The sequence below is a fragment of the Nocardioides sp. SRI_004 genome (assembly GCF_057586415.1).
Genome location: NZ_JBYCZV010000016.1, coordinates 18,750 through 41,163 on the forward strand (window position 1 = coordinate 18,750; position 22,414 = coordinate 41,163).

The following is a 22,414-nucleotide window of genomic DNA, read 5'->3' on the forward strand; positions in this document are numbered from 1 at the left end:
CTGTTCGTGGTCCGGTCGCGAGCACCTGGGCACTCTGACCGGCGTTGGCACACTCGGACCGAGAGTGCCAGTGACGAAACTAGCACTCACCGCAAGCGAGTGCCAGAGCCACCCGTCCCCAGGATCTGGAGAGTCCCTACCAAAGTCGGTTGACCCCGCTCCGCCCGACACGGAAGCGTTGGCGCCATGTTCGCTGCGCTCGGCCGCTTCGTGACCCGTTTCCGCTGGTACGTCATCGGGGCGTGGCTGCTCCTGGCGGTGCTCGTCACCGCGACGGCACCCGCCCTGGAGTCCACCCAGGACAACTCGGAGTTCCTGCCCGACCACTACGAGTCGATCCAGGCGCTCCAGCTCCAGGAGGACAAGTTCTCCGACGCCTTCTCACCGGGCGCGATCCTCGTGATCGAGCGCGACGGGGGCGGCAAGCTGACCGCAGCCGACCAGGCCGAGGTCGCGACGATCGCCGAGGAGCTCGCGCCCGAGCTCGGCAGGAAGACCTTCCAGCAGCTGGTCATCGCGCAGGGCGAGGACGGCAGGCCCAACCTCTCGGCCGACGGCACCGTGATGTTCGCGGTCATCCCGCTGGCCGACGGCGCGACCGGCTACGACACGCAGGCGATCGACGACGCGAAGGACCTTCGCGCCGACATCAAGGAGCTGACGAAGGACTCCGACCTCGACGTCCGCGCCACCGGCGCGGTGCCGCAGAGCCTCGACTCCCAGGAGTCCAACGAGGACACGCTGCTGATCGTCGGCATCGCCACGATCGTGCTCATCGTCGGGCTGCTCGCGCTGATCTTCCGCAGCGTGCTGATCTGCGTGCTGCCCGTCGTGGTCGTCGGCATCGTCTCGACGATCGCCACCGGCGCCATCGCCTGGGCCAACGACGTCTTCGACCTCAAGGCGGACGCCTCGGTCCAGCAGATCCTCGTCGTCGTCCTGTACGGCGTCGGCACCGACTACATCCTGTTCTTCCTGTTCCGGCACCGCGAGCGGCTGCGCCAGGGCGCGAGCGTGCGGGACTCGGTCGTCCACAGCCTCGACCGCGCGGGCGAGGCGATCGCCTCGGCGGGCGGCGCGGTGATCGTGGCCTTCATGGCGCTCATCCTCAGCTCGCTCAGCATCTTCCGCGCGATCGGCCCGGCCCTCGCGATCGCCGTCTTCGTGACCCTGCTGGCCGCGCTGACACTGGTCCCGGCCGCGGTCTCGCTGTTGGGCAAGGCGCTCTTCTGGCCCTCGAAGTCGTGGCAGAAGGAGCCGAAGCACGGCACCTTCATCAAGCTGGGCAAGGCCGTCGGCCAGCGTCCGGGCATCACCGCGCTCGTGTCCGGCGGCGCGATGACGGTCCTGGCGATCTTCGCGCTCAGCTTCAACCCGTCCTTCGACTTCAACTCGAGCCTGCCCGAGGGCGTCGAGTCCACGGAGGCGCTGGAGACCTTCCAGGAGCACTTCTCCGCGGGCGCGGCCGAGCCCGTCCCCGTGCTCGTCGACGCCGAGGGCGCCGACGTGACCGACGACCAGCTCGCGGCGTTCGGCAAGGCCCTCGGCGAGGCCCAGGGCGTGGACAGCGTCGCCGGTCCGGTGCCCTCGAAGGACCGCACCGCCTTCCAGTTCTACCTGACCCTGTCCGACGACCCCGTCTCCGACGCTGCCCAGGACAACGTCGCCGGACCGATCCGCGACGCGGCGCACGAGGCGGCGCCCGATGGCACCGAGGCGTACGTCGGTGGCACGCCCGGCATCTTCGCCGACATGTCGAAGGCGATGGCCCGCGACTACAAGGTCGTCTTCCCGGTGGCCGCAGCCGTGATCCTGCTGATCCTCGCGCTGCTGCTGCGCAGCCTGGTCGCACCGTGGTTCCTGATGGCCGCCGTCGGGCTCGGCTTCGCGGCCACGCTCGGCATCACCGTGATCGCCTTCCAGAACATCGGCGGCGAGGCCGGCCTGATCTTCATGCTGCCGATCTACATCTACCTGTTCGTGACGGCGCTGGGCACGGACTACAACATCCTGATGATCGCCCGGCTCCGCGAGGAGGCCCGCGAGGGACGCGACCCGCACAGCGCGGCCGCCCAGGCCGTCACGCACGCCGGCCCGACCATCGCCGCAGCCGGCGTCATCCTGGCCGGCACCTTCGCCTCGCTGATGCTCGGCGGCAACACCCTGATCGTGTCGATGGGCTTCGCGCTGGCGGTCGGCATCCTGATCGTGTCGTTCGTGATGTCGATGTTCTTCACGCCGGCGCTGACCTCGCTGCTCGGCCACGCTGCCTGGTGGCCGGGCCACGGCGACGAGGCGAAGGACGGGGACAACGCCGGCCACGCCGACGACACCGACGGGGTCGTCCTCACCAAGTGACGCCTGCCTGACAGGATCGGGGGGTGGACCTCGCGACCTTCCAGTGGCTGCTGACCGATGACGGGCAGGCGCTGCTGGCCGAGGCCACCGCCCTGGTCGCCGGCGGCGCGACACCGCTCGCGGCCGGCTCCGCCCTCCGTCGTACGACGACGGGCGAGCGAGCCGCCGCCGCGCTCTCGCAGGTGGAGCTCCGGGAGCGGGCCGCGGCGAAGTTCGGCGAGTCCGCCGCCCGGATGTACTTCACCCCCGACGCGCTCGAGCAGGCCACCCGGCAACGGGTGGCGGCCCACCGCGCGGGCCGGGCCGCCGCCTTCGGCGCGCAGACGCTGGTCGACCTCGGCTGCGGCATCGGCGGCGACCTCGTCGCGGCGGCACGGGCCGGCATCATCTGCGCCGGCGTGGACCTCGACCCCGTGCGGGTCGCGATCGCCGCGGCGAACCTCGCGGCGCTCGACCTGCCGGGTGCGGTCCAGGTCGCCGACGCGACGACGGTCGACCACACCGGCTTCGACCTCGCCTTCGCCGACCCGGCGCGGCGCTCGGGTGCCGGCCGCACCTTCCGCGTGGAGGACTGGACGCCGCCGTGGACCTGGGTGGAGGGCCTGCTCCGGCGCAGCGCCTGCGTCAAGGTGGCGCCCGGCATCCCGCACGACCTGGTGCCCGCCGGCGTCGAGGCCGAGTGGGTCAGCGACGACGGCGAGGTGAAGGAGGCGGCGCTCTGGTCCGGCCTGACCGCCACCGTCGCCCGCCGCGCGACGGTCATCGGCGACGGCGGGCTCGCGACCATCACCGACGAGGAGGACCCGGGAGCGGCGGAGGTCGGCACCCGCGAGGTCGGCGGCTACCTCTACGAGCCCGACGGGGCGGTGATCCGAGCCGGACTGGTGACCGCGGTCGCGGCCGGCGTCCACGGTGGCCTGGTCGACCCGAGGATCGCCTATGTCACCGGTGACGAGGCGTTCCGCAGCCCGTTCGCCCGCGGCTACCGCGTCCTCGAGCAGCTCCCCTACCGCGAGAAGCAGCTCAAGGCCGCCCTGCGCGAGCGTGGCGTCGGTCGGATCACCATCAAGAAGCGCGGCGTCGACGTCGTGCCCGAGCAGCTGCGCAAGCGGCTCGCCCTGACCGGGGACGCCGAGGCGACGGTCGTGCTCACCCGCGTCGCCGGCGAGGGCACCGCCCTGCTGGTGGAGCCCTTCTGACCATCGGGCCGGGCACGCCGCTGGACGCCGGACGCCGGGAGTCAGCGGCCGAGGGCGGCCGCCTCCGCACCGATCGTGGTGTCCTCGCCGTGCCCGGTGTGGACGACGGTGTCGTCCGGGAGCGAGAAGAGCGTCGCTCGGATCGACGCCTCGAGGGTCGGCCGGTCGCTGTACGACCGCCCGGTCGCGCCGGGGCCGCCGTGGAAGAGCGTGTCGCCGGTGAAGACGCAGCCGAGGTCGGCGGCGTACAGGCACACGGCGCCGGGCGCGTGTCCGGGCGTGTGCAGGACCCGCAGCGTGGTCCCCGCGACCGGGATCTCCAGGCCGTCGGCGAGGTCGACGTCCCAGAGGTAGCCGTCGGCGTCGTCCGGCCCGCCGTGGACGAGCTCCCAGAGCGGGCGGTCGTCGGGGTGCAGCAGGACCGGCGCCCCCGACCCGCCGTTGACCCGTTCGCGCAGGGCCGGTGCGACGCGGACGTGGTCGTCGTGGGCGTGGGTGCACACGATCGCCACGACCCGCCTCTCCCCCACCACCGCGAGGATGTCGTCGACGGAGTGCGGCGCGTCGACCACGACGCACTCGTCGTCGTCACCGACCACCCAGATGTTGTTGTCGACGTCGAAGGTCTCGCCGTCGAGGGAGAAGGTGCCGCTCGTGACGGCGTGGTCGACCCTGGGTGCGCCGCCCATCAGAGCACCACCACGGACCGGAGTACGTCGCCGTGGTGCATCCGCTCGAAGGCCGCCTCGACGTCGCCGAGGCCGACCTCCTCGGTGACGAAGGCGTCGAGGTCGAGCCGGCCCTGGCGGTAGAGGTCGACCAGCATCGGGAAGTCGCGCGAGGGCAGGCAGTCGCCGTACCAGCTGGACTTGAGGGCACCGCCGCGGCCGAAGACGTCGATGAGGGGGAGGTCCGGCACCTTCATGTCGGGTGTCGGCACGCCGACGAGGACCACCGTTCCGGCGAGGTCGCGGGCGTAGAACGCCTGCTTCCACGTCTCCGGGCGGCCCACGGCCTCGACCACCACGTCGGCGCCCTCGGCACCGTCGTAGGTCGCCGCGCAGATCCGCTTGATCTCCTCCGCCGGGTCCAGCGCTGACGAGTCGACCGTGTGCGTCGCGCCCATCTCCTTCGCCTTGGCGAGCTTCTTGGCGTCGATGTCGACCGCGATGATGGGGTTCGCGCCCGCGAGCGCGGCGCCCGCGATCGCGGCCACCCCGACGCCGCCGCAGCCGATGACGGCGATCGAGCGGCCGCGGGTGATGCCGCCCGTGTTGATCGCGGCGCCGATGCCGGCCATCACGCCACACCCCAGCAGGCCGACCGCCGCCGGACGGGCGTCCGGGTCGACCTTCGTGCACTGCCCGGCCGCGACGAGGGTCTTCTCCGCGAACGCGCCGATGCCCAGCGCCGGGGAGAGCTCCGTCCCGGCGTCCGGCCCGTCGGCCAGGGTCATCCGCTGCTTCGCGTTGTGGGTGTTGAAGCAGTAGTGCAGGTCTCCGCGCCTGCAGGCCCGGCACTCGCCGCAGACCGCGCGCCAGTTGAGGACGACGAAGTCGCCGGGAGCGACTCCGGTGACGTCCGGACCCACAGCCTCGACGATGCCGGACGCCTCGTGGCCCAGCAGGAACGGGAAGTCGTCGTTGATCCCGCCCTCCCGGTAGTGCAGGTCGGTGTGGCACACCCCGCAGGTCAGCACCTTCACGACCGCCTCGCCCGGCCCCGGGTCCGGCACGTTGATCGTGGCGATCTCCACGGGCGCACCCTTGGTGCGGGCGATGACGGCGCGGACCTGCTGCATGGCGACTCCTTGCACGGTGACGGGGGTGTCCCCCGAACCTAGCGAGCCGGAGGTTGGCCGCCGGTCACTTCCACTCGACGCTGGCGAGGATCGACTCGATCCACGCCTCGCCCTCGGCGTCCTTGCGCGGGAACACGAAGTCGATCGTCATGACGAGACCCTGGTGGATCGCGACGATGCCGTAGTAGTAGCCACGGTCGTCGACACCGCTCAGCACGGCGGTCTCGACACCGGCGATGTCGCGGTCCTCGGCCCGCGCGATCTCGGGACGCGGCCCCTGCACGGTCGGCAGGACGGCAGCGACCGCGGTGTCCAGGTCGTCGGCCTTGCCGAGGCCGTGACTCAGGTGGACCTCGTAGGAGTTGCGCGCGTCGATGTCGAGATGTCCGGACAGGCCGCCGCGCCCCTCGGCCCAGGGCTGGCCGGCCGGGAGGTGGAGGGAGGCGAGCTCGCTGCTCAGGACCTTGCCGGTGGCCGCCTCCGGGCCCTCGGTCTGCTCCGCGGAGGGGCTGCCCGTGCCTCCCGACGGATCGCCGGCGCTCGACGACCCGTCCGTGGGGCTCGCGCCCGGGTCGTCGTCGGTCGAGCACCCGCCGAGCACCACGGCGAGCGCCAGCGCCGCCCACATCTGTCGAGAACGCACCCGAGACCCCTCTCCTGATCGGACCGGTGCAGCCTAACCGTTGCCTCCGTCGCCGTGGTTTGCCGACCCGGGCGCCGGGGTACGCGCACCGCACGCAGCCCGGCACTGACCACCTCGGGATCGAAAGGCCACACCAGCGATGAATTTCCCCACGGAGTTCCGCACCGACCTGATGGCGCGACCAGCCGACGCGGAGGCCCTGGAGGGGCTCAAGCTGGTCGAGGAGAAGATCAACGACGTCATCACCGCGATCAACAGGGAGCTCGACCAGTTCGACCCCGCGATCTTCCAGAAGGACGGCGAGATCAAGCCGCAGTCCTTCGGTGACACCGACCGTGCGCCCCTGCTCGCCCTCCACCACCGCCGCGCCCACCAGGTGACCGCGGAGACGCTCTCCGGGGTCCGCGAGGACCTGATCGCGTTCCGCCAGGCCTGCCGTGACGCCCGCGGCTTCGTGGAGCAGGCCGACCAGGACGCGGCCGCGGAGATCACCCTCACCCACAAGGCCGTCGAACGGCTCAACGAGGGGTCGGCCACGTCCCACGGCGAGTCGGCCAACCAACAGGCGCAGCAGGCGGGCGTGGGATCGGAGCCCACGAGCGACGACGGCACGGGCACCCCGAGCGGCAGCACGCCGACGACCGCCGACACCACCGGCACGGACGGAGAGACGTCATGAGCGGGGAGAACATCCGCCGACTGCAGCGAGCCGTGGCCCCGATGAGCCTGGGCGACGTCAAGACGTCGAAGTCGGCCTGGAGCGACGGCGCCACGAGCCTCGGCAAGGTCGAGGCCGCCCTCAACCTCGCCGAGCCCGGCATCATCGCGGGATTCGGCGCAGGCACCGACATCGCCACGGCCGCGCAGAAGGCGATCGCCGGCATGCGCACGAAGGTGGTCGAGCGCAAGACCGACATGACCAACGCCCACGACGCCCTCGACACCGTGCAGGTCGCGATGGAGGACGCCAAGGAGATCGCCCTCGCCCAGGAGGACATCGAGGCTCCGGGCGCCGCACCGACCTTCCCCACCGACGTCGGCCCCGACGAGGACGACCAGATCCGGGCCGTCAAGCAGTTCGGCGCGCAGACGCGGGTCCACAACCAGCGGGTCGCGTCCTACGACCACGCGGACGTGGAGGCGCTCAAGGCGCTGGCCGCCCTCGACACGGCCTATGACCACGCGATCCCGGTGTTCCAGAAGATCCACGGCGAGCCGGTCGAGGAGCCGGGCGGCACGCCGACGGGCACCGGACCGGGCGGCACCCCGCGTGGGGTGCGCCCGCCGACGTACACGCCTCCCCCGGGCGGCCTGATCGGCATCGACGACAACGACCCGCGCGACCCCGACTTCGGCGATCCCGACGACGGCGGCACCGACGACCCCGACTTCCCCGACATCGACCCGGGCGATCCCCGCGACCCCGGTGTCATCGACCCGGGCGGCCCCGGCGGTCCGGGCGGCCCCGGCGGCTCGGGCATCGGTGGCCCCGGTGGTCCCGGAGGCATCGGCGGTCCCGGCGGCATCAACCCCGGACTGGTCGGCGGCGGGCTGCTCGCCGGTGGGCTGGTGGGTCCGGGAGCCATCAACGGCATCCGCGGCCTGCTCTCGCGCGGCGGCCTGAGCAGCGGCGCCCCGGCGATCGGCGCCTCGAGCCGCGCGGGCGGCCCCGGCTCCCTCGGTCGCGGCGGGCTCGCGCCCGGTAGCCAGGTCGGTCGTGGTGCGGGCGGTCGTGGCGCCGGCGGTCGTGGTGCCGGTGGCCGTGGCGTTCCCGGATCACAGGGCGGGCGTGGTGGCCGCGGCGCGGCGGGAGCCGCCGGGGGCCGCGGCGGTCGCCGCAAGGACGAGGAGCGCGACGGCGCCGCCCAGGAGCTGTACGACGACGGGCAGGACTGGCTCGACGACGAGGGCACCGCACCCGGGGTCCTCGGCTGAGCACGCCCGCCGCGCGAGGCAGCGCGGCGGGGCGGGGCCGGTCAGCCCGCGAGCACGTCCGTGACCGGGAGGCTCGAGTCGGCCGGGAGGTCCAGCGACGACGGGGTGCGCCCGCGGGCGACCATCGTGGACCCGAGGGCGGCGACCATCGCGCCGTTGTCGGTGCACAGGCCCGGCCGCGGGACGCGGACCCGGACGCCGAGCTTGCCGGCCCGCTCCTCCGCCATCGCCCGCAGGCGGGAGTTGGCGGCGACGCCGCCCCCGATCATCAGGTCCTCGATGCCCTCGGCGGCAGCCGCGTCGAGCGCCTTGCGGACCAGCACGTCGCAGACCGCCTCCTGGAAGGACGCGGCCACGTCGGCGACGGGCACGGGCTCCCCGGAGCGCTCACGGGCCTCGACCCAGCGCGCGACGGCCGTCTTGAGCCCGGAGAACGAGAAGTCGAAGCGGTGCCGCTCGAGGTCGCGGCGGCTGGTGAGCCCCCGCGGGAAGTCGATGGCGACCTGGTTGCCCTCGCGTGCGGCCCGGTCGATGTGCGGGCCGCCGGGGAACGGCAGCCCGAGCAGGCGGGCGACCTTGTCGAACGCCTCGCCCGCGGCGTCGTCGATGGTCGCGCCCATCGGGTCGACCCCGCTGTCGGTGCCGGTGATGTCGGTGACGCGCAGCAGGCTGGAGTGGCCGCCGGACACGAGGAGCGCCAGGCAGGGCTCCGGCAGCGGGCCGTGCTCGAGCTGGTCGACCGCCACGTGCGACGCGAGGTGGTTGACGCCGTAGATCGGCTTGCCGAGCGAGAGGGCGAGCGCCTTGGCCGACGCGACGCCGACCAGCAGGGCACCGGCCAGGCCGGGGCCGTGGGTGACCGCGATGGCGTCGACGTCGGACAGCGCGATGCCGGCCGTGTCGCACGCACGCTGGATCGTCGGGACCATCGCCTCGAGGTGGGCGCGGCTGGCGACCTCCGGCACGACCCCGCCGAACCGGGCGTGCTGGTCGACGCTGCTCGCCACGGCGTCGGCGAGAAGGGTGTTGCCCCGGACGATGCCGACGCCCGTCTCGTCGCAGGAGGTCTCGATGCCCAGCACCAGCGGTTCGCTCATCACCACCGCCCCATTGTGACGGGTGTGGCGAGGACGAGCGCGGTCGCACCGTCGCGGTAGTAGCGCGCCCGCCGACCGAGCTCGGTGAAGCCGTGGCGCTCGTAGAACATCCGGGCGGCCAGGTTGTCCTCGCGGACCTCCAGCAGGAGCCGCTCGGCGCCGCGGCTCGCGGCGTGCACGTGGACGGCCTCCAGCAGGGTGCGCGCGATGCCCGCGCGCCGCAGGTCCTCGGGGACGGCGATCCGCTGCAGCTCGGCGTCGACGTCGACCACGCTCACCACCGCGTAGCCGACGAACTCGTCGTCCCGCTCGGCAACGAGGACCCCGACGGTGGGCACCGTGCCGTCGACGGCCTGCTCCAGCAGCACCGGCGACCACGGGTCGAGCGGGAACGCCAGCTCCTCGAGCGCGGCGACGTCCTCGACGTCGGCCCGCCCGGCGGCGCGGACCAGGACCCCGGTCACGGCGTCGGGGTCACGTCGGGCAGCACGGCCTTCGGGGCGTGCGGGATCTCCGCGTCCGGGCGGCGCAGGTACATCGGCTCGGGGTCCAGCAGGGTCACCCGGTCGGCGACGACGGCGCGGGCCAGCCAGGCGGCGTCGGGGCGCAGCGGCCCCCGCCCACCGGGGAACGCGTCGGGGTAGAGCGAGGCCCCCTCGCCCACGACGGGGCGGTCGGTCGCGAGCGCCGCCGGCCGGTCGACGACGGGCTCGCTGGTGCGCCGCCCCTCCCCCGAGTACGACGCCAGGTAGACCTCCTTGCGCCGGGCGTCCGTGGCGACGAGGAACTCGCCGTCGACGGCCCCGGTGTCGACGGCCTCGACGGCGAGGGCGTCGAGGGAGCAGACACCGAGCACGGGGACGTCGAGGACGTGGCCCATGGTGCGGGCAGTCACCAGTCCGACGCGGAGCCCGGTGAACGGGCCGGGTCCCGCGCCCACCGCGATCCGGGTGAGGTCGGCCGGCTGCGCGCCCGCCAGGCCGAGGACCTTCGCGATCAGCGGGGCGAGCTGCTCACCGTGCCGCATCGCGACGCCCGCCGTCTCGGCGGCGACGACGTCGGTGCCGTCGTGGAGGGCGACGGTCACCGTCGGGGAGGCGGTGTCGAGGGCGAGCAGCACGGAGGCGAGGCTACCGTCCGCCGCCCCCGGGACGGAGCGCCAGGCTCAGCGCCAGGCCTTCACCCAGTCGACCTCCATGGTCGCGGGCAGGGACACCCGGCCGTCGTACAGGTTGTTGCCGCCGCCGAGGTACTGGCTGATGTTCATGATCATCCGCTTGCGGAAGCTCGGCGCGGCGTGGGTGCTGGTGAGGCAGGTCCGGCCGTCGACCTTGATCGAGAGCTGGCTGTAGCTCCACTCGAGGACGTAGGTGTGCCACAGGCCGCGCTGCGACTTGCAGCTCCACGAGGTGTTGAAGCCGTCGACCGCGCCGTAGCTGTCGGCCCAGTAGTGCAGGAAGGGCACGTTGAGCGAGGGCTGGTAGGAGTAGGTCTCCATGACGTCGATCTCGCCCGTGTTGGGCCAGTTGTCGTCCGAGGAGTAGCGCGTGTCCGGCCACAGCCAGAAGGCCTCGTGCAGGCCGGGCAGGCTCGTGTTCCGCACCTTGATCCGGGCCTCGAACCGGCCGTACTGCTGGCTGAACCGGTAGTAGCTGCTGACCGTCGCGCCGGCGTACTTCGCGCGGGTGCCGTTGGCGCGGGCAGGGCAGCGCACGGTGCTCGTGGTCCTGACGGCGCTGAGCCGCAGCCTGCCCATGCTGACCCCGATGGTCCGCGGGCTGTTGAGCGTGCACAGGTCGCCGGTCCCCGGCTGGTTCAGCCCGATCCACTTCTTGGTGTCGAGCGTCGAGCCGCCGAAGTTGTCGACGAAGGTGCAGGTCCAGTAGCCGCCGGTGCTGCGCGCGACGACGGTCCCGCACGCATCGGCGGCGGCCGCCCGGGGAGCCGGGGCGACCGGTGCCAGCGGCACCGCGAGCGCGGCGGCCAGCAGGCACACCGTGACCAGGGCAGACCTCAACGAGCGCATCGCATCCCCATGTCCGTCGTGAGAGCAGGCGGGCGGGGGGTGGAGCTCCCCCGAGTTCGCAGGTAAAGGTAGCCGTCGCGGGCGACAAGTGGAACCTGTACCAGTTCACAGGTTCGGCACAGGTCCCCCGGGCCGGCCTCCGGTCAGCGCCACACCTTGACGTAGTCGACCTGCATCGTGGCGGGCAGCGGCACCTGGCCGTCGTACTGGTTGCTTCCGCCGCCCAGGAACTGGGTGAGGTTGATGATGAACGGCTTCTGGTAGCTGCTCGCGCCGCGGGTGTTGGTCAGGCAGGTCCGGCCGTCGACGTAGATCGTCAGCCGGTCGGCGAACCACTCCAGCGCGTAGGTGTGCCACTCGCCGCGCGACGACGGGCAGTTCCAGGCCGTGTTGACGCCCTGGACCCCGCCGTACTGGTCGTCGCTGTAGTGCAGGAACGGGATCGCCAGGTCGGGCCGCGACGAGAAGGTCTCCGCGATGTCGATCTCGCCGGACTCGGGCCACGGCGAGTCGGAGGTGTACCGGACGTCGGGCCACAGCCAGAACGCCTCGTGCAGGCCCGGCGCGGAGGCGGCCTGGACCTTGATCCGCGCCTCGAACCGGCCGTACTGCTGGCCGAACCGGCGATAGGTGGTCGCCCATCCGGAGGCGTACGACGCCCGGGTGCCGTCGGCGCGCAGCGGGCACTGCGTGGTCGCGTCGGTCCTGATCGCCGACAGGCGCAGCGCGCCGTTGGACACCGAGATGGTGCGCGGGCTGTTGAGGATGCACAGGTCACCGGTGCCGGGCTGGCTGAAGCCCAGCCAGCGCGACGGCTCGAGGCTGGTCCCGGAGAAGTTGTCGACCATCGTGCAGGTCCAGCTGCCGCCGCCCGGCTTCGCGACCCGGGCACCGCAGTCGAGCTTGGTGGACCCGCTCGGGGCGGAGGAGGCCGCCGGCACCGGCGCCGACGGCGTCAGCGGCACGGCCAGGGCGGCGGCCAGCAGGCCGGCCGCCAGCAGTGCGGCAAGGCGGATCGGACGCATGACTTCCCCCTGGTGGACGTGCGCGAGATCCCGCGTGACGAAGGCTCCCGGGGAGGAAGGTAGCGCCTTGCACGTGCCGCCGGACAGGGGTCTCGGGACCGGATCCGGGTTCAGCGCCAGGCCTTCACCCAGTCGACCTCCATCGTCACGGGCAGGGCGACGCGGCCGTCGTATGCATTGGCGCCGGTGCCCGTGAACTGGGTGAAGCAGATGATGAAGCGCTTGTGGAAGGCGTCGCCGGAGACGTTGTTGACCAGGCAGGTGTCCCCGTCGACGAGGATCTCCAGGCGCTCGGCGGTCCACTCCAGGGTGTAGGTGTGCCACTCGCCGCGGGTCGTCTCGCACCCCCAGGCGGTGTTGACGCCGTTGTTCGGCTTCTCGCCCGCCTCGTAGTGGAGGAACGGGATCACCCGGTCGGGCTGGTGGGAGTAGGTCTCCATGATGTCGATCTCGCCCGACTGCGGCCAGGGCTTGTCGGCGCCGTACCGGACGTCGGGCCAGAGCCAGAAGGCCTCGTGGACTCCGGGGCCGTCGACGTCCTGGACCTTGATCCGGGCCTCGAACCGGCCGTACTTCTGGCTCCAGCGACCGTAGGACGTCACCCAGCCCGAGGCGTACGACGCCCGGCTGCCGTCGGCGCGTGCCGGGCAGGTCGTGGCTGCGTCCGTGCGCAGCACCGACAGCCGGAGGCTGCCGTCGGCCACGGACACCGTCCGCGGGTCGTCGACGGCGCACAGGTCGTCGGTGCCGACGACCTCGGAGACCTTCCAGGTGTCGGGGTCGAGCCGGTCACCGGAGAAGTCCTCGACGAGGGTGCACTCCCAGGCGCCGCCGCCCGGCTTCGCGAACCTCTTGCCGCACTCGTCGCTGCCCTCGATCCGCTCCCGGGTCGCCCACAGGGCCACGCCGACGCCCGCGACGAGGACCACGAGGGCCACGGCGACGACGAGGACGGGACGGGAGGGACGCACGGGGTGCCACGGTAGTGGCCGGTTGGTCGCCGTGAGGGCGGGTGCGAGAAATCAGGACCAGGCCTTCACCCAGTCGACCTCCATCGTGGCGGGCAGCGGGACCGAGCCCGTCCACAGGTTGGTGCCGACGCCGAGCAGCTGGCTGAGGTTGATGATGAACGGCTTGCGGAAGCTGGCCGCGCCGGAGGTGTTGACCAGGCAGGACCGGCCGTCGACGAACACCTCGAGCCGGTCGGCGGTCCACTCGAGGGCGTAGGTGTGCCACTCCCCGCGCTGGGCGCGGCACTTCCAGGCGGTGTTCAGCCCGGGCACCGGCCCGCCGCTGTCGGCGCTGTAGTGGAGGAACGGGATCGCGAGGTCCGGGTGCGACGAGTAGGTCTCGGCGATGTCGATCTCGCCGCTGTTCGGCCAGTCGGCGTCGGAGGAGAAGCGGATGTCCGGCCACAGCCAGAAGGCCTCGTGCAGCCCGGGCAGGTCGCTCGCCTGCGACCTCATCCGCGCCTCGAAGCGGCCGTACTGCTGGCTCCAGCGCCCGTAGGTGGAGATCCAGCCGGCGGCGTAGCTGCCCCGCGAGCCGTCGGCGCGCTGCGGGCACGGCTCCTCCTCGCTCGCCTGCACCACGCTGAGCCGGAGCGTGCCGTCGGCGACGGCCACCGTGCGCGGCCCGGCCGCGACGCAGCGGTCGCCCTGCCCGAGCATGTTCTGGCCGAGCCAGCGGTCGGTGTCGAGGCTGCTGCCGGTGAAGTCCTCGAGGAAGGTGCACGCGTAGTAGCCGCCGGTGCGCCGCTTCGGGCGCGCACCGCAGGCGTCGGTCGGCGGCGCGGGCGGCTTCAGCGGTACGACGCGCCGCACCGTGCTGGCCCGCCGCAGCGAGACCGAGCGGAACGACCGCGTCGTCGCCGGAGCCGGTACGACGACCCGGTACCTCCCGGTGCTCGCGGCGCGGACCCGTCGCACCGTCACCCAGCGGCTGGTCCGCACCTGGACGGAGACCAGGGCACGCGGCCGGGCCCGGCCGGTCAGCACGACGCTCTTGGTGGTCGTGGTCGGCCGGTCGAGGACGGGGGCCGGGGCGCGTCCCGCCTCCGCGGCCGGAACGCCGTCGGGCACGAGGCCCACCGACAGCACGACGGCCAGCACGGCCGTGACCATCACTCGCAGAGCGCGCATCTTCGACCTCCCTGTCCCGATCCGCTGCCCTTCGAGGCTAGGAATCGGGGAGGGGTCTCAGGAACCTGCGCGCGGGCCGACCTGACCGGTCCCGGAGGACCAAGCGGCTGGGACGGGGGTCCGCGGGACCGGGTCCCAACGCGGGGGTCAGGCCCGCAGGTCGACGCCGAGCCAGCGCAGGCCGACGGGGTCGATCTCGACCACCCGCGGGTCGGCCTCCGGGTCGACGTCGGTGGCCGCGGTCGCCCGCATGATCCGCACCTCGAGCCGGGCGTCGGCGAGGCCCTCGGCCAGTCCGGTCCCCCACTCCACGACGGTCACGGCCTCGTCCAGGTCCGTGTCCAGGTCGAGGTCGTCGAGCTCGGCCTGCCCGCCCAGCCGGTAGGCGTCGACGTGCACCAGCGCCGGCCCGTCGCCCAGCGACGGGTGCACGCGCGCGATCACGAAGGTCGGCGACGTGATCCCGCCGCGCACGCCCAGCCCGGCCCCGAGGCCCTGGGTGAAGGTCGTCTTGCCGGCGCCGAGCTCGCCGCTGAGCACCAGCACGTCACCGGCCCGCAGCAGGCCCGCGACGCGCTCACCGAGGTCGCGCATGTCGTCGGCCGACGGGACCTCCACGGCGAGCGGCACGGGTCGCGCCATCTCGATGTACGGCGGGTGGCGGTCGGTCTCGACGAAGCCCATGTCGCGCCAGAAGCCCGCCGTGCGCGGGAGCTCCTGGCGGGCGAGGATCACGGCTCGTCGTACACCGGGACGACGGGAGGCGGCGGCGAGCGCGGCCCTCACCAGCTCGCGCGCGAGCCCGCGCCCCTGGGCGGACGGGTCGACCCCGAAGCGGCGCAGGTAGATCGCGTCGTCGACCGGGTCGAGGACCACGGTGCCGACCGGCCGGCCGTCGTCGAGCGCCAGCAGGCCGCCCCCCGGCGCGAGCATCGCGCCGATCGTGTCGACGGTCTCGGCGAGCGCGTCGGCCGGCGGATCGAGCACGGGGCGCGCGGCGAAGGCGGCCTTGACGACGGCCAGGACGTCGTCGGCCCGCTCGGGGCCGACCTCGATGATCTCGATCACGATGCCGTCGCCCTCGCTGCGGCGGCGGTGATCAGCTGGTCGAGCTCGGCGTTGACGAGCTCGTGCCGCTCCATGATCACCATGTGGCCGGCGCCCTCGCACTCGAGGAGCCGCGAGCCCGGGATCCGCGACTGGAGCTTGCGGGAGTGGCCGATCGAGGTCAGCTTGTCGGCGGTGCCGCAGATGACCGACACGGGCACGGCGCCGAGCGCGGCCACGGTGTGGAACTTGTCGAGGCCGGCGAAGTTCGGGAAGAAGTCGGCGACCACCTCGAAGGGCGTCGCGGCGAGCATCTCGTCGACGAACTCGACGTACCCCTTCGGAACGGCCTCGCCGAAGGCGAACCGGTCGGTCGCCACGGTCGCCACGGCGGACCCGGCGCGGCGCAGGCCGTCGATGGCACGGTGGCCCAGGTGCAGCGTGCGGACCGCGCTGCTCGCCAGCGGTCCGGTCAGGCGGGCGGGCAGCATCGGCAGCAGCATGCGGCCCGGGTCGAGGCCGCCGGCGGTGGTCGAGATCAGGCCGATGCCGACGACGCGGGTGCCGATCAGCTCGGGGAACTGCTCGGCGAACGCCACGATCGACATGCCGCCCATCGAGTGGCCGACGAGGACGACCGGTCCCTCCGGGGCGACCTGGTCGATCACGGTGTGGAGGTCGCGGCCGAGCTGCTCGATCGTGGAGTGCGCGCGGTCGGAGTTGCCGGAGCGGCCGTGGGAGCGCTGGTCGTAGTAGACCGCCCGGACCAGGCCGCGGTAGGCCGCGCGCTGGAAGTGCCAGCAGTCGAGGTTGAGGCAGTAGCCGTGGACGAAGACGACGGTGACCCGCGGCGCCGCGTGGGTACGACGGAGAAGCCGGTCCATCGCGCCGGTCGCCGCCGGCGCCTCCAGCTCGTCGACCTCCACGTGCAGCGCCACGCCGTCGTCCGCCACGACCGTGACCGGCTCCGAGCGCAGGGTGCCGAACGGGATCGACTCCCCCGCCCTCCGGCTGATCTGCCGCTGCTTGCGCACGATCCCGACGGCAGCCGTGCCCGCCGCCAGGCCGAGGGCACCCGCGAGCGAGCCGGCGACCTTCCCTCGGCGGCTCATCGGGTGGGCTCCGTGGCGTCGCCGTCGACGTACCTGCGGGTCATCCGGCCCCCGATCCTCGTCACGATCTCGTAGTTGATGGTGCCGCAGGCCTCGGCCCAGTCCTGGGCGCTGGGCCCGCCGGCGGCGGGCGGCCCGAAGACGATCACCTCGCTGCCCACGGGCGGGTGGTCGCCGCCGAGGTCGACGACGACCTGGTCCATGCACACGGTGCCGCGGATCGGGCGCCGCTTCCCGTCGATGCCGACCTGGGCGGCCGCCTCGGGGGCGTCGCGACGGAAGGCGTGGCGCGGGATGCCCTCCCCGTAGCCGACCGGGACGAGACCGACGGTGGTCGGGCGGTCGGCCGTCCAGAGGTGGCCGTAGGAGACGGAGTCGCCGGCGGAGAGCTCCTTGACCATGACGAGCGGGGCCCGGACCGTCATCGCGGGGACCAGCCCGATCTCGGTGGCCTCCCCGGGCGCCGGATCGAGCCCGTACATCGCGATGCCGCAGCGGACGGCGTCGAAGCGGGACGAGGGCCGCAGGATCGCCGCGGCGGAGTTGGCGAGGTGGCGCAGCTCGGGGCGCAGGCCGGCCTGCTCGGCGAGCGCGAGCGCGTCGCGGAAGGCCTGCTCCTGGCGGTCGTTGGCCACATGAGCGGGCTCGTCGGCGCAGGCGAAGTGCGACCAGATGCCGGTGACCCGCCAGAGGCCGGCCTCCTCCCCCGCGCGGGCGCGGGCGAACACCTCGGCCCAGGCCGCGCGGGGCGCGCCACCGCGGGACAGGCCGGTGTCGACCTTGAGCTGGATCCGGGCCGGCTCGGCGCGGCCCTCGAGGGCGGCCGCGATCGCGTCCAGCTCCTCGACGGAGTAGGCACTGACGTCGATGCCCGCGTCGGCGGCGGCGCGGTGGTCGGAGTGCTGCGTGGTGATCCAGCACAGCAGCGGTCCCTCGACGCCGGCCGCGCGCAGCGCGAGCGCCTCCTCGATCGTGGCCGTCGCGAGCCACTCCGCGCCGCCCTCGAGCGCCGCCCGGGCGCTCTCGACCATGCCGTGCCCGTAGCCGTCGGCCTTCACCACAGCGATCAGCGGCACGCCGGCGGTCTGCCGCAGGAGGCGAGCGTTCGCGCGGATCGCGGCGAGGTCGACGACGATCTCGGCGGGGCCGAGGGGCGGGCGGTGCATGTCTCTCATCGTCCCATCACGGGGTGGTCAGGGTGCGGTCAGGCTCGCGATGAGGTCCGGGAGCGCCGCCGCGACGTCGCCGGCGACGATCGGCCCGTCCTGGGACGCGAGCGTTGCGGCCGCGCCGTGGAGCCACGAGCCGACCGAGGCTGCATCGAAGGGGTCGAGCCCGGTCGCGAGCAGGGCGCCGACCAGCCCGCCGAGCACGTCACCGGCCCCGGCGGTCGCCAGCCACGGGGTGCCCGTCGTGGTCACCCGGACCCGCCCGCCGGGTCGCGCGACGACGGTGTGGCGGCCCTTGAGCAGCACCACGGCGTCGTACCGGTCGGCGGCGGCGCGGGCGTGGGCCAGCGGCTCGGCCTCGATCTCCTCACGGTCGACGCCGAGCATGCGGGACAGCTCGCCGGCGTGCGGGGTGAGGACGGCGTCACGCCCCCGCGCGAGGTCGGCGAAGGCGAGCGCGTCGGCGTCGACGACCACGGGTACGTCGTCGGCGAGGGCGTCGCGCAGGGCCGGCTCGGCGGCGGCGTCGCTGCCCGAGCCGACCACCCAGGCCTGCACCCGGCCCGGCCCGACGACCTCCGGGTGGGCGGCACGGACCAGGTCGAGGACGGACTCGTCGCCGTCGTACCGGACCATGCCGGCGAGCCCGCAGGCCGCGCCCGCGACGCTGAGCAGGCCGGCGCCGGGGTAGGCGTCGGAGCCCGCGCGGATGCCGACGACGCCGCGGGTGTACTTGTGCCCGTCCGGGTCGGGCACCGGCAGCATCGCGGCGACGTCCTCGGGCTGCAGCGCCTCGATCGCGGCCGGCGGCAGGAACGGGTCGAGCCCGATGTCGACGAGGTCGACGGCGCCGCACGCCAGGGCCGCGGGGTCGAGCAGGTGGCAGGCCTTGTGCGTGCCGAAGGTGACGGTCAGGTCGGCCTCGACGTGCTCACCGGGCGTGGCGCCGGAGTCGACGTCGACGCCCGAGGGCGTGTCGACCGCGACCACCGGGATGCCGGCCGCGGCGGCCAGCGCCTCGACGGCGCCGTCGCGCAGGCCCGGGCGCCCGCCGATTCCGACGATGCCGTCGACGACCACGTCGAAGCGCACGGCGGCCCGGGGGGTGCCGACGCGGCCGCCGGCCGTGCGGAGCGCGGCCAGCCCGGCCTCGTGGACGGTCGTGGACAGCAACCACGCCTCGACGAGCGCTCCGCGCCGGGCAAGCACCGCGCCGGCGTACAGGGCATCGCCGCCGTTGTGGCCCGGGCCGACCAGCAGCAGCACCCGGCGGCCGTAGCCGCCGCCGAGCAGGTCGAGGACCGCGTTCGCGAGGCCGTACGCCGCCCGCTGCATGAGCGTCCCCTCGGGGACCGTCGCCATCAGGGCGGCCTCGGCGGCGCGGACCTCCTCGACGGTGTGGGCGCGGAGCACGACGGCCTCAGGACTCCAGGACGACGACGGCGGAGGCGATCCCGCCGTCGTGGGTCAGCGACAGGTGGACCGAGCGGACGCCGAGGCGGTCGGCGACGGCGAGCACCGAGCCGCGCATGACGAAGCGCGGGCGGCCGGTCTCCTCCGACACCACCTCCGAGTCGTGCCAGTGCATCCCGCCGGGCGCGCCCAGCGCCTTGGCCAGAGCCTCCTTGGCCGCGAAGCGCGCCGCCAGCGAGCTGATCGGGCGGTCCCGCTCGGCCTCGACGAAGAGCTTGTCGACCAGCGCGGGAGTACGACGGCACGACTCCTCGAACCGGGCGATCTCGCACACGTCGATCCCGACGCCGACCACGGCCATCGGCTACTCGACCGTGACGGACTTGGCGAGGTTGCGGGGCTGGTCGACGTCGTGGCCCAGCGCGGTGGCGAGCTCGCAGGCGAACAGCTGGAGCGGCAGGATCGCGACGAGGGGCTGCAGGAGCACGGGCACCTTCGGCAGCCGGATCAGGTCGTCGGCGTACGGCTCGATGGAGGTGTCGCCGGCCTCGGCCAGGCAGATCGTGCGGGCACCACGGGCCCGCACCTCCTGGATGCCGCTCAGCATCTTGCCGTGCAGGCTGTCGCGCCCCTTCGGGGGCACGACGCACAGCACCGGCAGGCCCTCCTCGACGAGCGCGATCGGGCCGTGCTTGAGCTCGCCGGCGGCGAAGCCCTCGGCGTGCAGGTAGGCGAGCTCCTTGAGCTTGAGCGCGCCCTCGAGCGCGACCGGGTAGCCGGCGTGGCGGCCGAGGAAGAGCACGGAGCGGGTCGTCGCGTGGGCGCGGGCCAGCTCGTAGACCGCGTCGGCGCCCTCGAGCACCGTCTCGATGTGCCCGGGCATCGCCTCGAGCTGCTCCATGATCTCGTCGATCTCGTCGCCGAAGCGGGTGCCCTTGACCTGCGCCATGTAGAGCGCGAGCAGGTAGCAGGCGACCAGCTGGGTCAGGAAGCCCTTGGTCGACGCGACGCCGATCTCGGGGCCGGCGTGGGTGTAGATCACCGCGTCGGACTCGCGCGGGATCGAGGAGCCGTTGGTGTTGCAGATCGCGAGCACCTTGGCCCGCTGGCTGCGCGCGTGCCGGATGGCCTGCAGGGTGTCGGCGGTCTCGCCGGACTGGCTGATCGCGACGATCAGCGTCGTGGAGTCGATGATCGGGTCGCGGTAGCGGAACTCCGACGCGAGCTCGACCTCGACCGGGGTGCGGGTCCAGTGCTCGATGGCGTACTTGGCGACCATGCCGGCGTAGAAGGACGTGCCGCAGGCGATGATGATGATCTTGTCGACGTCGCGCAGCTCCTCGTCAGCGAGGCGCATCTCGTCGAGCTGCAGCTGCCCCGCCGCCGTACGACGGCCGATCAGCGAGTCTGCGACAGCCCGCGGCTGCTCGAAGATCTCCTTGCGCATGAACCAGTCGTGGCCGTCCTTCTCCGCCGCGGACAGGTCCCAGTCGACGTGGAACTGCTTCGCCTCGACCGGGCGGCCGTGGAAGTCGGTGACGAGGACCTCGTCGCGCGTCATCACCACGATCTGGTCCTGGCCGAGCTCGAGCGCCTCGCGGGTGAACTCGATGAACGCGGCGACGTCGGAGCCGAGGAAGTTCTCCCCCTCGCCCAGGCCGACGACCAGCGGCGAGTTGCGGCGGGCGGCGACGACCTTGTCCGGCTCCTCGGCGTCGATCGCGACGAGCGTGAACGCGCCGTCGAGCTGCTGGCACACGCGCTGCATGGCGGTGGTCAGGTCGACCCCCGACTGGACCTGCAGCTCCACGAGGTGGGCGACGATCTCGGTGTCGGTGTCGGAGAGCAGCACGTGGTCGTCGGCCTCGACGCGCTCACGGAGCTCGATGAAGTTCTCGATGATGCCGTTGTGCACCAGCGCGACCCGGCGGGAGCCGCCGGTGTGCGGGTGGGCGTTGACGTCGTTGGGCGGGCCGTGGGTGGCCCACCGGGTGTGCCCGATCCCGGTGTGGGCCACGGGCAGCGGCGTCTCGTCGAGCACCTTCTCGAGGTTGGCTAGCTTGCCGGCCCGCTTCTCCAGGGCGATGGCCCCGCCGTCCACGACCGCCACCCCGGCCGAGTCGTAGCCGCGGTACTCCAGCCGACGCAGGCCGTCGATGACCGTGTCCGTGGCCGACCTGGGCCCGACATATCCGACGATCCCGCACATGGGCCGACAGTCTAGTTGGGACGCGGCCGTCGGCCGACACGGCGCGACTGGAAGAATCGCCACATGGTCACGGCCACCGAGACGCCGGGGGCCCACGGCGAGGACTCGCCGCGGGAGTCCTCGCCGTACGTCGAGCTCGACCGTGCCACCTGGGCGATGCTGGCCTCGGAGACCGAGAGCCCGCTGACGAGCGACGAGGTGGCGCGGCTGCGCGGCATCGGCGACCAGCTGGACCTCGCGGAGATCCGCGACGTCTACCTGCCGCTCTCCCGCCTGCTCAGCCTCCGCGTGCGCGCCGCCACGGCGCTGCACCACGCCCAGCAGGAGTTCCTCCACGGCCTGACCCCGCCGCGCACCCCGTTCGTGATCGGTCTCGCGGGCTCGGTGGCCGTCGGCAAGTCGACCGCCGCGCGCGTTCTCCAGCAGATGCTCGCCCGCTGGCCCGAGCACCCCAATGTCGCCCTCGTCACCACCGACGGCTTCCTCTACCCCAACGCCGAACTGGTCAAGCGGGGCCTCCTCGAGCGCAAGGGCTTCCCCGAGTCGTACGACCGCAAGGCCCTCATGCGCTTCGTGATCGACATCAAGTCCGGCAAGGACGAGGTCGAGGCGCCGGTCTACTCCCACCTCGTCTACGACGTCCGCCAGGACCAGAAGGTCGTCGTGAAGAAGCCGGACATCGTCATCGTCGAGGGCCTCAACGTCCTCCAGCCGGCCCGCGTCCGGGGCGACGGCCGGGTCGGGCTCGGGCTGTCGGACTTCTTCGACTTCTCCATCTACGTCGACGCCAACACCAACCACATCCGGGAGTGGTACGTCGACCGCTTCCTGCGCCTGCGCGAGACCGCCTTCCGCGACCCCGACTCCTACTTCGCCAAGTACGCCGCCCTGAGCCACGACTCGGCGGTCGACGAGGCCCGCCGGATCTGGGACACCATCAACGGCCCCAACCTGGCGCAGAACGTCCTGCCGACCCGGTCGCGGGCGACGCTCGTGCTGCGGAAGTCCGCCGACCACTCGGTGGACTGGGTGCGGTTGCGCAAGATCTGACGCCGTCGGTGGTCGCGGAGGTCGCGGGTGGTCGAGGAGGTCGCGCAGCGACCGTCTCGAGACCTCTTGCTCCGGTGCACCTGCTGTGCCCTGCGGTTTGTCCGTGGTCGGGTCTTCAAGCGCAGCGACGAGGACAGTGGGCGCGGGGCTGGGTTCCGGCTGTCGGGTGCCGTCCGCCCGGTGGTCGAG

The 22,414-nt window shown here is 73.1% G+C and carries 21 protein-coding genes; 5 read left to right on the plus strand and 16 right to left on the minus strand.

Annotated features, from left to right (window positions below; genetic code table 11):
- The first annotated feature begins 186 nt into the window (after positions 1-186).
- Both AC2YHB_RS19925 and AC2YHB_RS19930 read left to right on the plus strand, forming a co-directional pair.
- Positions 187-2,358, plus strand: a complete 2,172-nt coding sequence (locus AC2YHB_RS19925; protein ID WP_487354519.1) for an MMPL family transporter — start codon at positions 187-189, stop codon at positions 2,356-2,358.
- Between the two features lie 23 nt (positions 2,359-2,381).
- On the plus strand, positions 2,382-3,557 hold the full coding sequence (locus AC2YHB_RS19930) for a class I SAM-dependent methyltransferase (RefSeq protein WP_179647904.1): 1,176 nt from the start codon (positions 2,382-2,384) through the stop codon (positions 3,555-3,557).
- A 41-nt stretch (positions 3,558-3,598) separates the two neighbouring features.
- Here the strand turns inward: AC2YHB_RS19930 and AC2YHB_RS19935 are convergent, their stop codons facing one another.
- The 3 genes from AC2YHB_RS19935 to AC2YHB_RS19945 form a co-directional block, all read right to left on the minus strand.
- Entirely contained in the window at positions 3,599-4,246 is a 648-nt protein-coding gene (locus AC2YHB_RS19935) for an MBL fold metallo-hydrolase (protein WP_179647905.1), read from the minus strand.
- The gene (locus AC2YHB_RS19940) at positions 4,246-5,358 is read right to left on the minus strand and encodes an S-(hydroxymethyl)mycothiol dehydrogenase (protein ID WP_179647906.1); all 1,113 of its coding nucleotides are present in this window, start codon (positions 5,356-5,358) and stop codon (positions 4,246-4,248) included. The genes AC2YHB_RS19935 and AC2YHB_RS19940 overlap by 1 nt, the downstream gene beginning before the upstream one ends.
- 64 nt (positions 5,359-5,422) lie before the next feature.
- Positions 5,423-6,001, minus strand: coding sequence for a hypothetical protein (locus AC2YHB_RS19945; protein WP_179647907.1), 579 nt, complete (start codon positions 5,999-6,001; stop codon positions 5,423-5,425).
- A 139-nt stretch (positions 6,002-6,140) separates the two neighbouring features.
- On the opposite strand from AC2YHB_RS19945, the gene AC2YHB_RS19950 reads away from it, so the two are divergent.
- Both AC2YHB_RS19950 and AC2YHB_RS19955 read left to right on the plus strand, forming a co-directional pair.
- A complete protein-coding gene (locus tag AC2YHB_RS19950) occupies positions 6,141-6,680 on the plus strand; it encodes a hypothetical protein (protein ID WP_179647908.1) in 540 nt (179 codons plus the stop codon).
- Entirely contained in the window at positions 6,677-7,936 is a 1,260-nt protein-coding gene (locus AC2YHB_RS19955; RefSeq protein WP_179647909.1) for a hypothetical protein, read from the plus strand. Before AC2YHB_RS19950 ends, AC2YHB_RS19955 begins: the two co-directional genes overlap by 4 nt.
- Before the next feature lie 41 nt (positions 7,937-7,977).
- Here AC2YHB_RS19955 and tsaD read toward each other — a convergent pair whose 3' ends face one another.
- The 13 genes from tsaD to glmS all read right to left on the minus strand — a co-directional run bounded on the left by tsaD (position 7,978) and on the right by glmS (position 21,175).
- On the minus strand, positions 7,978-9,033 hold the full coding sequence (tsaD, locus tag AC2YHB_RS19960; protein ID WP_036551261.1) for a tRNA (adenosine(37)-N6)-threonylcarbamoyltransferase complex transferase subunit TsaD: 1,056 nt from the start codon (positions 9,031-9,033) through the stop codon (positions 7,978-7,980).
- Positions 9,033-9,497 carry a ribosomal protein S18-alanine N-acetyltransferase gene (rimI, locus tag AC2YHB_RS19965; protein ID WP_036551259.1) on the minus strand — a complete coding sequence of 155 codons (465 nt, stop codon included), beginning with the start codon at positions 9,495-9,497 and terminating at the stop codon, positions 9,033-9,035. Before rimI ends, tsaD begins: the two co-directional genes overlap by 1 nt.
- Positions 9,494-10,153 carry a tRNA (adenosine(37)-N6)-threonylcarbamoyltransferase complex dimerization subunit type 1 TsaB gene (gene tsaB, locus AC2YHB_RS19970; RefSeq protein ID WP_487354520.1) on the minus strand — a complete coding sequence of 220 codons (660 nt, stop codon included), beginning with the start codon at positions 10,151-10,153 and terminating at the stop codon, positions 9,494-9,496. Before tsaB ends, rimI begins: the two co-directional genes overlap by 4 nt.
- Positions 10,154-10,198: 45 nt before the next feature.
- Positions 10,199-11,050, minus strand: coding sequence for a glycoside hydrolase family 16 protein (locus AC2YHB_RS19975; protein WP_487354521.1), 852 nt, complete (start codon positions 11,048-11,050; stop codon positions 10,199-10,201).
- A gap of 152 nt (positions 11,051-11,202) precedes the next feature.
- Entirely contained in the window at positions 11,203-12,084 is an 882-nt protein-coding gene (locus tag AC2YHB_RS19980; RefSeq protein ID WP_179647913.1) for a glycoside hydrolase family 16 protein, read from the minus strand.
- Positions 12,085-12,194: 110 nt separating this feature from the next.
- The gene (locus AC2YHB_RS19985) at positions 12,195-13,055 is read right to left on the minus strand and encodes a glycoside hydrolase family 16 protein (RefSeq protein WP_179647914.1); all 861 of its coding nucleotides are present in this window, start codon (positions 13,053-13,055) and stop codon (positions 12,195-12,197) included.
- 51 nt (positions 13,056-13,106) lie between these two features.
- Positions 13,107-14,225 (minus strand): glycoside hydrolase family 16 protein, encoded by a 1,119-nt coding sequence (locus AC2YHB_RS19990; RefSeq protein WP_179647915.1) that lies wholly within the window; start codon positions 14,223-14,225, stop codon positions 13,107-13,109.
- 147 nt (positions 14,226-14,372) lie between these two features.
- Positions 14,373-15,293, minus strand: a complete 921-nt coding sequence (gene tsaE, locus AC2YHB_RS19995) for a tRNA (adenosine(37)-N6)-threonylcarbamoyltransferase complex ATPase subunit type 1 TsaE (RefSeq protein ID WP_308645477.1) — start codon at positions 15,291-15,293, stop codon at positions 14,373-14,375.
- Positions 15,290-16,384, minus strand: a complete 1,095-nt coding sequence (locus AC2YHB_RS20000) for an alpha/beta fold hydrolase (protein ID WP_487354522.1) — start codon at positions 16,382-16,384, stop codon at positions 15,290-15,292. Before AC2YHB_RS20000 ends, tsaE begins: the two co-directional genes overlap by 4 nt.
- Positions 16,381-17,550, minus strand: coding sequence for an alanine racemase (gene alr, locus AC2YHB_RS20005; RefSeq protein WP_179647917.1), 1,170 nt, complete (start codon positions 17,548-17,550; stop codon positions 16,381-16,383). The genes AC2YHB_RS20000 and alr overlap by 4 nt, the downstream gene beginning before the upstream one ends.
- 27 nt (positions 17,551-17,577) lie before the next feature.
- Complete coding sequence (locus AC2YHB_RS20010; RefSeq protein ID WP_179647918.1) at positions 17,578-18,966, minus strand: NAD(P)H-hydrate dehydratase; 1,389 nt, start codon at positions 18,964-18,966, stop codon at positions 17,578-17,580.
- Positions 18,967-18,973: 7 nt separating this feature from the next.
- Positions 18,974-19,327, minus strand: a complete 354-nt coding sequence (locus AC2YHB_RS20015) for a holo-ACP synthase (protein ID WP_179647919.1) — start codon at positions 19,325-19,327, stop codon at positions 18,974-18,976.
- Positions 19,328-19,330: 3 nt separating this feature from the next.
- Positions 19,331-21,175: a glutamine--fructose-6-phosphate transaminase (isomerizing) gene (glmS, locus tag AC2YHB_RS20020; RefSeq protein WP_036551240.1), complete on the minus strand. Its 1,845-nt coding sequence runs from the start codon at positions 21,173-21,175 to the stop codon at positions 19,331-19,333.
- Positions 21,176-21,238: 63 nt separating this feature from the next.
- Between glmS and coaA the strand changes: the two genes are divergently transcribed.
- Positions 21,239-22,225 (plus strand): type I pantothenate kinase, encoded by a 987-nt coding sequence (coaA, locus tag AC2YHB_RS20025; protein WP_036551237.1) that lies wholly within the window; start codon positions 21,239-21,241, stop codon positions 22,223-22,225.
- The last annotated feature ends 189 nt before the right edge of the window (positions 22,226-22,414 follow it).

Excerpts from the sequence above, each read along its gene's own strand:
- AC2YHB_RS19925 (WP_487354519.1), top strand. The coding sequence starts at position 187 with ATGTTCGCTGCGCTCGGCCGCTTCGTGACCCGTTTCCGCTGGTACGTC.
- AC2YHB_RS19940 (WP_179647906.1), bottom strand. The coding sequence starts at position 5,358 with ATGCAGCAGGTCCGCGCCGTCATCGCCCGCACCAAGGGTGCGCCCGTG.
- AC2YHB_RS19950 (WP_179647908.1), top strand. The coding sequence starts at position 6,141 with ATGAATTTCCCCACGGAGTTCCGCACCGACCTGATGGCGCGACCAGCC.
- tsaD (WP_036551261.1), bottom strand. The coding sequence starts at position 9,033 with ATGAGCGAACCGCTGGTGCTGGGCATCGAGACCTCCTGCGACGAGACG.
- coaA (WP_036551237.1), top strand. The coding sequence starts at position 21,239 with ATGGTCACGGCCACCGAGACGCCGGGGGCCCACGGCGAGGACTCGCCG.
- AC2YHB_RS20000 (WP_487354522.1), bottom strand. The coding sequence starts at position 16,384 with ATGAGCCGCCGAGGGAAGGTCGCCGGCTCGCTCGCGGGTGCCCTCGGC.
- AC2YHB_RS20015 (WP_179647919.1), bottom strand. The coding sequence starts at position 19,327 with ATGGCCGTGGTCGGCGTCGGGATCGACGTGTGCGAGATCGCCCGGTTC.
- glmS (WP_036551240.1), bottom strand. The coding sequence starts at position 21,175 with ATGTGCGGGATCGTCGGATATGTCGGGCCCAGGTCGGCCACGGACACG.
- AC2YHB_RS19935 (WP_179647905.1), bottom strand. The coding sequence starts at position 4,246 with ATGGGCGGCGCACCCAGGGTCGACCACGCCGTCACGAGCGGCACCTTC.
- AC2YHB_RS19980 (WP_179647913.1), bottom strand. The coding sequence starts at position 12,084 with ATGCGTCCGATCCGCCTTGCCGCACTGCTGGCGGCCGGCCTGCTGGCC.
- AC2YHB_RS19955 (WP_179647909.1), top strand. The coding sequence starts at position 6,677 with ATGAGCGGGGAGAACATCCGCCGACTGCAGCGAGCCGTGGCCCCGATG.
- alr (WP_179647917.1), bottom strand. The coding sequence starts at position 17,550 with ATGCACCGCCCGCCCCTCGGCCCCGCCGAGATCGTCGTCGACCTCGCC.
- AC2YHB_RS19990 (WP_179647915.1), bottom strand. The coding sequence starts at position 14,225 with ATGCGCGCTCTGCGAGTGATGGTCACGGCCGTGCTGGCCGTCGTGCTG.